Below are 12,569 nucleotides of genomic sequence, written 5' to 3' on the forward strand. Positions count from 1 at the left end.
CGCGGGGGGCTGAGAGGACGAGCCGTCGATGTTCGACATCGCCTGGAGCGAATTCATGCTGGTCGGGGCGATCGCGCTCGTCGTGATCGGCCCCAAGGACCTGCCGAAGGCGATGCGGACCGTCGGCCAGGCCATCGGCAAGATTCGCCGGATGGCCTCGGAGTTCCAGGGCCAGTTCAACGAGGCGATGCGCGAGGCCGAACTCCACGACCTCAAGAAGCAGGTCGAGGATGTCGGCGGCACCGTGTCGAGCGCGATGAATTCGGACTTCAAGCCGATCGAGATGCCGGCTTCGACCGGGCTCGACGATGCGGCGCTGAAGGAGGCCGAGGCGAAGCTTTCGGCCATCCCGGCTCCCGAGCCGTTGCCGCCGGTTGAGATCGCGCCGGCCGAGATCGCGGCCGCGCCGGCCCCCGAGCCGAAGCCCAAGCGCGTCCGCAAGCCGGCGGCCGAGGCCGCTTCCGCCGAGCCGGCGACGTCTCCTGAACCCGCGCCTGAAAAGGCGCCGCGCAAGCGCAAGGCCGTGGCAGCCGGGCCGGACGAAGGGAGCGCGGCATGAGCGTCGCCAACACCCGCGACGGCGAGGACGATATCGAGGCCTCCCGCGCGCCGCTGATCGACCATCTGATCGAGTTGCGCTCGCGGCTGATCAAGTCGCTGGTCGCCTTCCTGGTGATGTTCTTCATCTGCTTCGCCTTCGCGACGCAGATCTACAACATCCTGGTGCAGCCCTATGTCTGGGCGGCCGGGCCGGGTGCGAACGTCCAGCTGATCTACACCGCGCCGCTCGAATATCTCTTCACGCAGATCAAGATCGCGGCTTTCGGCGCGGGGTTCTTCGCCTTCCCGGTGATCGCGACGCAGATCTACAAGTTCGTCGCGCCGGGGCTCTACAAGAACGAGCGCCAGGCCTTCGCGCCCTATCTGGCGGCGACGCCGGTCTTCTTCGTGCTCGGCTCGGCGATGGTGTTCTTCTTCGCCATGCCGGTGCTGATGAAGTTTTCGATCGGCATGCAGCAGGCGGCGACCGACGGGCAGGCCGGCATCGCGCTCCTGCCCAAGGTCAGCGAATATCTCTCGCTGATCATGACGCTGATCTTCGCCTTCGGCATCTCCTTCCAGCTGCCGGTGATCCTGACGCTGCTCGGCCAGGCCGGGATCATCAACACCGTTTTCCTGAAGGAAAAGCGGCGTTACGCCATCGTCTTCGTCTTCGTCGTCGCCGCCATCCTGACGCCGCCGGACGTGATCTCGCAGCTCATGCTCGCCGTGCCGATGCTGCTCCTCTACGAGCTCTCGGTCTTCTCGGTCGCCTATGTCGAGAAGAAGCGCGCGGCCAAGCAGGCGGCCGATGATGCGGCCGACGCGGCGAGCGAGTAGTCGAAGCCCACACGTCCATTCTCACGTCATCCTGGGACGGCCCGAAGGGCAGGCCCGGGATCCATCGGAGTGCGCAGCGCTCTAGGATGGATCCCGGCCTTCGCCGCTTCGCGGCTTGTCCAGGATGACGGGGATTGGTGAGGTGGAATGGACTAGATCGCGCGCACTACCTCCCAGTAACTTCATCAACCGCGTCATCCTGGGGCGACCGTAGGTCGGCCCGGGATCCATCGGAGGGCGCGGTGCTCCATGATGGATCCTGACCTTCGCTTCGCGAAGTTCAGGATGACGCGGGAGGGTGTTGCTCATGTGGGTGTACATCATGGCAAGCGGTTGGAACGGAACGCTCTATATCGGCGTGACGAATAGTCTGTCCCGGAGAGTCGCCGAGCATCGCGAGGGCCGCGGCTCGGCTTTCGTTCGTCGCTATGTCGTGAAACACCTCGTCTACGCCGAGCATTTCGACCGAGCGGATGACGCAATCGCCCAGGAAAAGCTGATGAAGCGCTGGCGGCGCGAACAGAAGATCGCGGCGATCGAGGCCGGCAACCCGGACTGGCGCGACCTCTACGACACGATTCACCTGGACTAGGCAGGGCTGTATCCCCCCTCCGTGTCATCCTGGGGCGGCCGAAGGTCGACCCGGGATCCATCGGAGGGCGCGGTGCTCCATGATGGATCCCGGCCTTCGCTGCGCGAAGTCCAGGATGACGGGAAAAGGTTCGCAGCAGAGTGAACGCCTTCCCTGTTCCCTCCGCGGCCGTCCCGGTCTAGAGCATCGGGCTGTTTTTCCGACCTCTGACGGCGTGGCCTGACGACGATGTACGACATCAAATGGATTCGCGAGAACGCCGCGGCGTTCGACACCGGGCTGAAGCGGCGGGGGCTTGAGCCGCTGTCGGCCTCGCTGCTGGCGCTCGACGATGCGCGCCGCGCGGCGATCGCGAAGGCCCAGGCCTCGCAGGAGCGCCGCAACGCCCTGTCGAAGGAGATCGGCAAGGCGATGGGCGCGAAGGATGTCGCCCTCGCCGAGCAGCTCAAGGCCGAGGTCGCGAGCCTGAAGGAGTTGCAGCCGCAGCTCGAGTCCGAAGAGAAGGCGGCCAAGGCCGAACTCGACGACACGCTCGCCGCGATCCCCAACACGCCCAAGGACGAGGTGCCCGAGGGCGCCGATGAGCACGGCAATGTCGTCAAGTCGGTGCATGGCGAGGCGCCCGAAAAGGCCGGTGGGCGGCTGTTCGGCCAGAATTTCGCGCCCAAGGAGCATTTCGAGCTCGGCGAGGCGCTCGGCCAGATGGATTTCGAGACGGCGGCCAAGCTGTCGGGCTCGCGCTTCGTCGTGCTGGAACGCCAGATCGCTCGCCTCAGCCGCGCGATCGGGCAGTTCATGCTCGACACCCATACCGAGGAGCATGGCTACACCGAGGTGATGCCGCCGCTGATGGTGCGCGACGACGCCGTCTTTGGTGTTGGACAGCTTCCGAAGTTCGAGGAGGACCTGTTCCGGACGACAACCGGCCATTGGCTAATTTCGACGTCCGAAGTGACCCTGACGAATCTTGTCCGCGACGCCATCGCCGACGAAGCGAGCTTGCCCCGGCGCTACACGGCGCTCACGCCCTGCTTCCGCTCGGAAGCCGGCTCGGCCGGGCGCGATACCCGCGGCATGCTGCGCCAGCACCAGTTCGAGAAGGTCGAGCTGGTCTCGATCACCACGCCCGAAAAGTCGGCGGAGGAGCATGAGCGCATGCTCGCCTGCGCGGAGGCCGTGCTGAAAAAGCTCGACCTGCATTATCGCGTGATGACTTTGTGCACCGGCGACATGGGCTTCGCCTCGCAGAAGACCTACGACATCGAGGTCTGGCTGCCCGGCCAGAAGACCTATCGCGAGATCTCCTCCTGTTCGGTCTGCGGCGATTTCCAGGCGCGGCGGATGGATGCGCGCTACCGCCCGAAGGAGGGCGGCGCGCCGCGCTTCGTCCACACGCTGAACGGCTCGGGCACGGCGGTCGGCCGGGCGCTGATCGCGGTGATGGAGAACTACCAGAACGCCGACGGTTCGATCACGGTGCCCGAGGTGCTGGTGCCCTATATGCGCGGCGTGACGAAGATCGAGAAGGCGTGATGATGCTGTGGCTTCGCCGAGTTCGGCGCGGGGAACCCTCTCCCGTAGGGAGAGGGCAGGGTGAGGGGTCGGCCCTTTGACGCTTTGGCCGCAACCCCGCCGCTGCCGTCGTCAGATCGTCGCGCGACTGGTCCAGGGGCCAACACCTCACCCCTGCCCCTCTCCTTACAGGAGAGGGGTTCCCCGCGATCATCCATCCCTGTGGCGGCCTGATTGAAAGACCTCTGACATGCGCGTTCTCGTGACCAATGACGACGGCATCCACGCCGAGGGACTGGCGGTTCTGGAGCGCATCGCGGCGCAGCTCTCCGACGATGTCTGGGTGGTCGCGCCGGAGACCGACCAGTCGGGCGTGGCGCATTCGCTGTCGCTGTCGAACCCGCTGCGGCTGCGCCAGATCGAGGAGAAGCGCTTCGCCGTGACCGGCACGCCGACCGATTGCGTGATCATGGCGGTGCGCTCGATCATGATCGAGAACCGGCCGGACCTCGTGCTGTCGGGTGTCAATCGCGGCCAGAACGTCGCCGAGGACGTCACCTATTCCGGCACCATCGCGGCCGCGATGGAGGGCACGCTGCTCGGCATCCCCTCGATCGCGATCAGCCAGGGCTATGGGCCCGGCGGGCGCGAGAACATCCGCTGGGACTGCGCCGAGCAGCATGCCCCTGGCATCATCCGCCGGATTCTCGACGAGGGCATCCCGAAGGAGATCCTGTTCAACCTGAATTTCCCCAATGTCGCGCCCGACGAGGTCGCCGGCGTGGCGGTGACGGTGCAGGGGCGGCGCGACCAGGAGTTGATGCAACTGCAGCCGCGGCAGGACGGGCGCGGCAACCCCTATTACTGGATCGCCTTCGCCCGCGGGCGCACCGAGCCGGCCAACGGCACCGATCTGCGCGCGCTGGCGGACAAGAAGATCTCGGTGACGCCGCTGGAGCTCGAACCTGACCCATGAGCCGACGCTGACGCGGTTCGCGCGGGTGTTTGCATGACGCCACTTCGTCATTGCGAGCGTAGTGAAGCAATCCAGAAGGGCTCGCCCGACGGCCCCTGGATGGCTTCGTCGCTGCGCTCCTCGCAATGACGGAAGACGCGACCATGATCGAGGAGCGGCCGGCAAGCGAGGGCGAGCGCACCGTCGCCTTCCTCCTGTCGCTGCGGGCGCAAGGCGTGCGCGACCTCGCGGTGCTCAGAGCGATGGAGAAGGTCGCGCGCGAGCGCTTCGCGCCGGCGCGCTTCGCCGATCTCGCGCGGCAGGACGTCTCGGTGCCGCTGCCCTGCGGCCAGACGATGACGGCGCCCCATACCGTCGCGGCGCTGCTGACCGCGCTCGATCTGCAGGCCGGCGCGCGCGTGCTCGAGATCGGCACCGGCTCGGGCTATGTCACCGCGCTGCTGGCAGCGATGGGGGCTCAGGTCGTCTCGCTCGAGCGCTACCGCACGCTGGCGCTCGCCGCGCAGGAGCGGGTCGCCGGCAGCGGCTTTGCGGGCGTGATCGAACTGCGCCATGCCGACGGGCTCCAGCCCGACCGGACGCTGGGGCGCTTCGAGCGCATCCTCGTCAACGGCGTCACGCCGGTGATCCCGGAGATGCTGCTGGCGCGGCTGGCGCCGGGCGGGCGGCTGGTCGGCGCGATGCGGGTCGAGGGCTCGGCGCGGCGCGTCGTCGTCACGCGGCTGGCCGATGGCAGCTTCGACCATGCGCCGGGGCCGGCCGTGCGTCTGCCGCCGCTGGCGCCGGGACTGGCGCGGGCGCTCTGATCGCGGTCTGCGCACGAAAAGCAAAGGCGGGGGCGCGCAGCGAAACGCTTTCGTAACCTGAACGCGGCTTTAATGCTGGCTATCGAGTTGCGTCGTTTGCGAGTGCCAGTTCCATGCGTAGCCCTGCCGGATCGGTCAAGTTCAGTCTCGTCCTGCGCGCTTCGACGGCGTGCCTCCTGGCGCTGGGCGTGAGCGCCTGCTCGTCGGACACCTTGCGCTTTACCGACACCCCCTTCGACAGCCCGTTCAAGACGGCGCAGGCCCCGGCTCGCGATCCGGCGACCACCGGCTCGATCGGGCGTTCGGTCAACACGCCCCTCTATGCGACGCCGGCTCCGGCCACGGCTTCCGTGCGTTCTCAGCCCCTGCCGCCGCCGCAATCGGCCGTCGCTCTGCGCAGCGCGGCGCCGCAGCCGGTGGCCGGAAGCGCCGCAGGCTGGTCGGCCCAGGGTGGCAGTCCGATCGTCCTCGCCCAGGGCGAGACGCTGGACATGATTTCCTCGCGCTACGGCGTGCCGCGTGCGGCGCTGATGTCGACCAACGGCCTGTCGAGCCCGAATGTCGCGCCCGGCACGCGGCTGACGATCCCCGTCTACAATGCCGCGGCGTCCGCGTCGCCGGCTCCGGCCGCCCCGCGCCAGCAGCTTGCTCAGGCCCCGGCCGAGACGCGCTCGGATGCGTCACGCTTCGTCACCGGGCCCGCGCCGGCTGCCTCCGTCGCCGCGGCGCGTCCCGCCGCGCCGGTGCCGGATGCCCGCGCCAGGGCCGCTGCCGCCGCGGAGACGAAGGCCAGGGCCGCCGCCGAAGCCAAGGCGAAAGCTGAGGCCGACGCTGCGGCGATGCGCGAATCCCGCGCCCGCTTCGCCGCCGAAGCCAAGGCGAAGGCTGCTGCGAAGGCCGGCACGACCGCTGCCGCCGTCCCGACCCCCGTCGCCAAGCCCGCGGTCGCCGCCCGAATCGAAAAGCCGGCGGCCACCGCTGCCGCCAAGCCGGCCGTCGCCCAGGCCCAGCCCGTGCGGGCGGCCGAGAAGGCCAAGCCGGTCGTCGTCGCCAGCGCGCCGGCCACCGAGCCGAAGGTCACGGCCATCCCGAAGGCCGAGGCGGAGCCGACCACGACGGCCAGTCTGCCCAAGGTCGGAGAGCCCGGCGAGAAGGCCGACTTCCGCTGGCCGGCCCGCGGCCGCGTCATCGCCGGCTTCAGCGGGCGCGGCGGCAACGAGGGCATCAACATCGCCGTGCCGGAGGGCACGCCGGTCAAGGCGGCCGAGGGCGGCACCGTGGCCTATGCCGGCAGCGAGCTGAAAGGCTACGGCAATCTCGTCCTGATCCGCCACCCCAACGGCTATGTCTCGGCCTACGCCCATAATGGCGAGCTCAAGGTCAAGCGGGGCGACACGGTCAAGCGCGGCCAGGTCGTCGCCAGCTCCGGTCAGACCGGCAACGTCTCCTCGCCGCAGCTGCATTTCGAGCTGCGCAAGGGCTCGGCGCCGGTCGATCCGACGCCCTATCTCAACAACTGATCACGGGTTTACCTTCGACCGGTCTCCGCGAGACCCCACCGGTCGGAACAAAGGCGGGGCGGTCCCAGGAAAGGCCGCCCCGCCGTTTTTTTGTCCGATGGACGTCATGAGCGGGCTTGACCCGACCATCTCGTTATCGAGCCTCTTCCTGCCTGAGATTCCCGGGTCTTCGCTGCGCTTCGCCCGCGAATGACGGGCTGCCGCTTACCCCTCCAGAGGCTTGCCCAGGCGCCCGGCGAGGTCCTGGATGTACTGCCAGGCCGTGCGGCCGGAGCGCGAGCCGCGGGTCGTCGCCCATTCCAGCGCCTCGTGGCGCAGCGTCTCGGGGTCGATCTCCAGCCCGAAATGGCCGACATAGCCGTCGATCATCGCGAGATACTCGTCCTGGCTGCATTTGTGGAATCCGAGCCAGAGGCCGAAGCGGTCAGACAGCGAGACCTTCTCCTCGATCGCCTCGCCCGGGTTGATCGCGGTCGCGCGCTCATTGTCCATCATGTCGCGCGGCATCAGATGGCGGCGGTTCGAGGTCGCATAGAACACGACATTGCCGGGCCTGCCCTCGACGCCGCCGTCGAGTGCCGCCTTCAGCGACTTGTAGGAGGTGTCGTCGCCGTCGAAGGAAAGATCGTCGCAGAAGACGATGGCGCGATGCGCGTCCGGGCGCAGCAGGCCCATCAGCACGGGCAGGCTCTCGATGTCCTCGCGGTGGATCTCGATCAGCTTGAGCGGCAGCGCTTGGCCGGCGAGGCGGGTGTTGGTGTCGGCATGGACCGACTTGACCAGCGACGATTTGCCCATGCCGCGCGCGCCCCAGAGCAGGACGTTGTTGGCCGGCAGGCCGCGGGCGAAGCGCTCGGTGTTCTCGGCCAACGTGTCGCGCACGCGATCGACGCCGCGCAGCAGCGAGAGCGCGACGCGGTTGACGCGCGCGACGGGCGCCAGTTCCGAGCCGGCGGGATGCCAGACGAAGGCGTCGGCGAGCGTCAGATCGGCGGGCTTGCGGGCTGGCGGGGCGATGCGCTCCAGCGCGTCGGCGATGCGCAGCAGGGCGGCCAGCGTCGGGTCGGTGGCGGTCGGCGAGGGGGCGTTCATGGCGGGCCTTCGGGCGGGTCGGCGCGGAGCCGTACCGGGCGGTACGGCGATGGCAACGGTTAACGGCTTGTCGGCGGGAAGCGCAAGGCCATTGCGCGAACTGCGGCGAGCCCATAGGTGATGGGCGGCTCGTGCGAGCCGGGCGCGTCCGATTGATTTAACGGCGCCTCTGGCTATAGTCCGCGCGATTTTTTGAGGCCTGTGACCAATTCTGCCGCGCCCCGCGGCCGGGGGCGCCCGCGCCGCCGCGATGAAGGAGCCGTTTCGTGATCACCCCTGCTTTCGCTCAAGCCGCTGGTGGCGGTGGCTCCACCGACATGCTGATCTCGCTGGTGCCGTTCGTCCTGATCTTCGTGATCATGTGGTTCCTGATCATCCGCCCGCAGCAGAAGCGCGTGAAGGCGCATCAGGAGATGGTCAAGAACGTCCGCCGCGGCGACACCGTCGTCACCTCGGGCGGCATCGTCGCCAAGGTGTCGAAGGTGATCGACGACGGCGAGATCGAGGCCGAGATCGCCGACGGCGTCCGCGTGCGCCTGGTCAAGGGCATGATCACCGACGTCCGCGCCAAGGGCGAGCCGGTCAAGAGCTGACCGACCCCCGGCGGGTTTCATCAGGCCCGGCCCCGCGAGGGACCGGCGCGCGACAACAAGGCGCTACACGCAGATGCTCCGTTTCCAGACCCGCAAGGTCATCGTCGTCCTGCTCGTGCTGCTGTTCGGCTGCGGCTTCGCGCTGCCGAACCTGTTTTCGCCCGAGACCCGCAAGGCGATCGAGCAGGGCGCCCCGTCCTGGATCCCGCGCATCCTGCTGCCGATTCACGCCGTCGTGCTGGGGCTCAACCTGCAGGGCGGTTCGCATGTGCTGCTCGAGATCGACCGCGCCGATCTGGTGCGCAGCCAGGTGACGCAGCTTCGCGACGACGTCCGCCGCATCCTGCGCGAGGAGCGGGTCAGTTTCCAGGGTGGCATCGGCATGACGGCGCGCGGCGTCAGCGTGCGCGTGCCCGAGGCGTCCGACCGGGCGAAGCTCCTGCCCAAGCTGCGCGAATTGGCGCAGCCGGTCGGGACGCTGGGCGCCTTCGGGCCGTCCGGCAACAACACGATCGACGTCGCCGAGCAGCCCGACGGGCTGATCCAGCTGACGGTGACGGAAGCCGGCGCCAATGAGCGCGTCCGCCGCGCCGTCGAGCAGGCGATGGAGGTGCTGCGCCGCCGCGTCGACGCGCTCGGCACGACCGAGCCCAACATCCAGCGCCAGGGGCTCGACCGCATCCTCGTCCAGGTGCCCGGCCTGCAGGACCCGCAGCGCCTGAAGGACATTCTCGGGCAGACCGCCAAGCTGCAGTTCCGCATGGTCGCCGAGAGCCAGGGCGGCGATGTCGACATGCTGCCCTCGCAGGATGCCGGCGGCTCGCTGGTTCCGGTCGAGCGGCGCGTCATCGTCGAGGGCGAGGACCTGATCGACGCACAGCCCGCCTTCGATTCGCGAACCGCGCAGCCGATCGTCAATTTCCGCTTCAACATCCGCGGCGCCCAGCGCTTCGGGCAGGCGACTACGGAAAATCTCGGCCGTCCGCTCGCGATCGTGCTCGACAACAAGGTGATCTCGTCGCCGGTCATCCAGTCGCCGATCACAGGCGGCTCGGGCCAGATCTCCGGCAATTTCACCGTCGAATCGGTCAACAACCTCGCCATCCTGCTGCGCGCCGGCGCGCTGCCGGCGAAGATGACGATCGTCGAGGAGCGGACCGTCGGTCCCGGACTGGGCGCCGACTCGATTCAAGCCGGCAAGATGGCGACCCTGATCGCGACCGCACTGGTCATCCTCTACATGATCGGCACCTATGGCGTGTTCGGCCTGATCGCCTCGATTGCGCTGCTCGTCCATGTCTGCCTGATCTTCGGCCTGATGTCGGTGCTGGGCGCGACGATGACGCTCCCGGGCATCGCCGGCATCGTGCTGACGATCGGCACGGCGGTAGACTCCAACGTGCTGATCTATGAGCGCATGCGCGAGGAATCGCATCAGGGCCGCTCGCTGGTCTCGGCGCTCGAGGCCGGCTTCCAGCGCGCCTTCGCCACGATCATCGATTCCAACGTGACCATGCTGATCGCGGCGCTGGCGCTGTTTGCGCTCGGCTCGGGCCCGGTGCGCGGCTTCGCGGTCGTCTTCATTCTCGGCATCCTGACGACCGTCATCACGGCGGTGACGCTGACTCGCATGCTGATCGCGCTCTGGTATCGCTGGGCTAAGCCCAAGACCCTTCCGTTCTGACGCAAGCCAACTGTTCAAGGAGATCAGCGCATGCGTCTGCTTCGCATCGTTCCCGACGGCACCCGTTTCAAGTTCGTCCGCTTCCGGCGGTTCAGCTACCCGTTCTCGGCGGCCTATTCGCTGCTGGTGCTGGTCCTGTTCCTGACGGTGGGCCTGAATTTCGGCATCGATTTCCGCGGCGGCACGCTGATCGAGATGCAGGCCAAGTCAGGCAGGCCCGACATCGCCTCGGTGCGCGCGACGGCAAACGGTCTCGGCTTCGGCGAGGCCGAGGTGCAGGAATTCGGCTCCGGCGGCGAGATTTCGATGCGCTTCGCGCTCCAGCCAGGCGGCGAGGCTGCGCAGCAGCAGGTCGTCGTCAAGGCGCGGGACGCCTTTTCCGCCACCTTTGACTTCCGCCGGGTCGAAACCGTCGGCCCGCGCGTCTCTGGCGAACTCGTCCAGGCCGGCACGCTCGGCGTCGTTCTGGCGATCCTCGGCGTGCTGATCTATCTCTGGTTCCGCTTCGAGATGCAGCTCGCCATCGGCGCGATCCTGGGCACGCTGCACGACATCGTGCTGACACTGGGCTTCTTCCTGATCACCCAGCTCGAGTTCAATCTGACCTCGATCGCGGCGATTTTGACCATCGTCGGCTATTCGCTGAACGAGACCGTCGTGGTGTTCGACCGCACGCGCGAATTGCTGCGGCGCTACAAGACGATGTCGATCCCGGACCTGCTCGATCTCTCGGTCAACTCGACGCTCTCGCGCACCGCGATCACCTCGACCACGACGGTGCTGGCGCTGGTCGCGCTGGTGGTGTTCGGCGGCACGGCGATCGAAGGCTTCGCACTCGTGATGCTGTTTGGCGTGATCGTCTGCACCTATTCGGCGATGTTCATCTCGACGCCGGTCCTGCTCTATCTCGACGTGCGCTCGGGCTTCAGCCGCAGCGAGAACACGGACGAGAAGGTCGCCGCCGGCGCGAAGAGCTGAACGGCGCGGCGCCGAGATGAGCCGCTTCGACGGATTCGTTCCCGGCCGCCACCAGCTCGACGCCTTCGGTGCGGGCGGCTTCCGCTTCGCCGGGATGAGCCATCGCGGCTCGGTGCTGGCGCTGCCCGGCGGCATCCGCATCTGGCCGGTGGCGCGCTTCGCCGAGATCACGCCGGAGTTGCTGCAGCCTGTGCTGGACGAGGCGCAGAGCATCGACTTCCTGCTGATCGGCACCGGCGCCGACATCGCCTTCATCCCGCATGACTGGCGCGCCCTGCTGAAGGAGCACGGAATCACCGTCGAGGGCATGGCGACCGGAGCCGCGGCGCGGACCTACAATGTGCTGGTGGCCGAAGAGCGGCGCGTCGCCGCAGCCTTGATCGCGGTGGACTAAAGGCCGGCTTTCCGGTCGCCCACCCGAGCGGCCATCGCCGCAAATCGCGCCGCCCATGTCGTGAAGGCGTAGCCATCCCCCCGCGCCTCGTCCTACACTGGCCAAGACGTGGCCAGGGGGCAGGCACCGGATCGAGGCCAGATGATGCCGCAGGCAACCGAGACCGACCGTCGCAGCCAGGCCGCGCATTCGGCCCTGCCGGAGGCCTATGCCCATTGCGCCACGCTGGTGCGCGAGCAGGACCACGACCGCTACATCACCTGCCTCTACGCGCCCGAATCGCAGCGCCCGTCGCTCTTCGCGCTCTATGCCTTCAGCCTCGAGATCGCCCGCATCAGGGCGCTGGTCAGCGAGCCGTTGCCGGGCGAGGTGCGGATGCAGTGGTGGCGCGACCTGCTCGAGGGGCAGGCCAGCGGCGAGACGCAAGGGCACCCCGTCGCCGCTGCGCTGCTCGACACGATCGCGCGCTATCGCCTCCCGATCGCGCCGCTGACGGGGCTGATCGAGGCGCGCATCTTCGACCTCTATGACGATCCCATGCCGTCGCTGCGCGATCTCGAGGGCTATGCCGGCGAGACCGCGAGCGCGCTGGTGCGGCTGGCCTCGATCATCCTCGCCAATGGCCGCGATCCCGGCGGGGCGGCGGCCGCGGGCTATGCCGGCGTCGCCTATGCGCTGACGGGGCTGATGCGCGCCTTCCCCTGGCATGCGGCCGAGGGGCAGGTCTATCTGCCCGGCGACATCCTCGCCCGCAACGGCGTGACGCGGGACGACATCGTGCGCGGGCGCGGCGGGCCGGGCGTGCTCTACACGCTGAAGGAGCTGCGCGGCATCGCGCGCGGGCATCTGGCCAAGCTGCGGGAACTCCGCAGCACGATTCCCTCCGCGGTGATGCCCGCCTTCCTGCCGGTCGCGCTGGTCGAGCCCTATCTCGCGCGCATGGAGCGGTCGGGCTACGACCCCTACCGCACGATCATCACGCTCCCCGCCTGGCGCCGGCAATGGGCGATCTGGCGGATGGCGCGCGCGGCGGGCTGATCGC

Annotated in this window: 12 protein-coding genes and 1 pseudogene; 12 read left to right on the forward strand and 1 reads right to left on the reverse strand. The window is 68.3% G+C overall.

Translation table 11 applies throughout. The annotated features are described in order from the left end of the window. The first annotated feature begins 28 nt into the window (after positions 1–28). The 7 genes and pseudogenes from tatB (at position 29) to SJY11_RS13680 (ending at position 6,786) form a co-directional block, all read left to right on the forward strand. Positions 29–559 carry a Sec-independent protein translocase protein TatB gene (tatB, locus tag SJY11_RS13650; protein ID WP_376987140.1) on the forward strand — a complete coding sequence of 177 codons (531 nt, stop codon included), beginning with the start codon at positions 29–31 and terminating at the stop codon, positions 557–559. After that, on the forward strand, positions 556–1,380 hold the full coding sequence (gene tatC, locus SJY11_RS13655; RefSeq protein ID WP_376987141.1) for a twin-arginine translocase subunit TatC: 825 nt from the start codon (positions 556–558) through the stop codon (positions 1,378–1,380). The genes tatB and tatC overlap by 4 nt, the downstream gene beginning before the upstream one ends. A gap of 307 nt (positions 1,381–1,687) precedes the next feature. Beyond that, on the forward strand, positions 1,688–1,972 hold the full coding sequence (locus SJY11_RS13660; protein ID WP_376989322.1) for a GIY-YIG nuclease family protein: 285 nt from the start codon (positions 1,688–1,690) through the stop codon (positions 1,970–1,972). Between the two features lie 228 nt (positions 1,973–2,200). Next, positions 2,201–3,505 carry a serine--tRNA ligase gene (gene serS / locus SJY11_RS13665; RefSeq protein ID WP_376987142.1) on the forward strand — a complete coding sequence of 435 codons (1,305 nt, stop codon included), beginning with the start codon at positions 2,201–2,203 and terminating at the stop codon, positions 3,503–3,505. Between the two features lie 229 nt (positions 3,506–3,734). After that, positions 3,735–4,497 (forward strand): annotated as a pseudogene (gene surE / locus SJY11_RS13670) (5'/3'-nucleotidase SurE). Positions 4,498–4,603: 106 nt separating this feature from the next. After that, positions 4,604–5,266 (forward strand): protein-L-isoaspartate O-methyltransferase family protein, encoded by a 663-nt coding sequence (locus SJY11_RS13675; protein WP_376987143.1) that lies wholly within the window; start codon positions 4,604–4,606, stop codon positions 5,264–5,266. 113 nt (positions 5,267–5,379) lie between these two features. After that, positions 5,380–6,786, forward strand: coding sequence for a peptidoglycan DD-metalloendopeptidase family protein (locus SJY11_RS13680; protein ID WP_376987144.1), 1,407 nt, complete (start codon positions 5,380–5,382; stop codon positions 6,784–6,786). Positions 6,787–6,990: 204 nt separating this feature from the next. Here the strand turns inward: SJY11_RS13680 and SJY11_RS13685 are convergent, their stop codons facing one another. Further along, positions 6,991–7,878: an ATP-binding protein gene (locus SJY11_RS13685; RefSeq protein ID WP_376987145.1), complete on the reverse strand. Its 888-nt coding sequence runs from the start codon at positions 7,876–7,878 to the stop codon at positions 6,991–6,993. A gap of 317 nt (positions 7,879–8,195) precedes the next feature. On the opposite strand from SJY11_RS13685, the gene yajC reads away from it, so the two are divergent. From yajC to SJY11_RS13710, 5 genes are all read left to right on the forward strand, one after another. After that, positions 8,196–8,471, forward strand: coding sequence for a preprotein translocase subunit YajC (gene yajC, locus SJY11_RS13690; RefSeq protein WP_326905558.1), 276 nt, complete (start codon positions 8,196–8,198; stop codon positions 8,469–8,471). A gap of 73 nt (positions 8,472–8,544) precedes the next feature. Continuing rightward, a complete protein-coding gene (gene secD, locus SJY11_RS13695) occupies positions 8,545–10,155 on the forward strand; it encodes a protein translocase subunit SecD (RefSeq protein WP_376987146.1) in 1,611 nt (536 codons plus the stop codon). 30 nt (positions 10,156–10,185) lie between these two features. Continuing rightward, the gene (gene secF / locus SJY11_RS13700) at positions 10,186–11,133 is read left to right on the forward strand and encodes a protein translocase subunit SecF (protein ID WP_376987147.1); all 948 of its coding nucleotides are present in this window, start codon (positions 10,186–10,188) and stop codon (positions 11,131–11,133) included. Between the two features lie 16 nt (positions 11,134–11,149). Next, the gene (locus tag SJY11_RS13705; protein ID WP_376987148.1) at positions 11,150–11,527 is read left to right on the forward strand and encodes an Mth938-like domain-containing protein; all 378 of its coding nucleotides are present in this window, start codon (positions 11,150–11,152) and stop codon (positions 11,525–11,527) included. 144 nt (positions 11,528–11,671) lie between these two features. Beyond that, the gene (locus SJY11_RS13710) at positions 11,672–12,565 is read left to right on the forward strand and encodes a phytoene/squalene synthase family protein (protein WP_376989323.1); all 894 of its coding nucleotides are present in this window, start codon (positions 11,672–11,674) and stop codon (positions 12,563–12,565) included. Positions 12,566–12,569: the final 4 nt, after the last annotated feature.

This window comes from Allobosea sp. R86505, from assembly GCF_042466375.1.
In the GTDB taxonomy this organism is placed as follows: domain Bacteria; phylum Pseudomonadota; class Alphaproteobacteria; order Rhizobiales; family Beijerinckiaceae; genus Allobosea.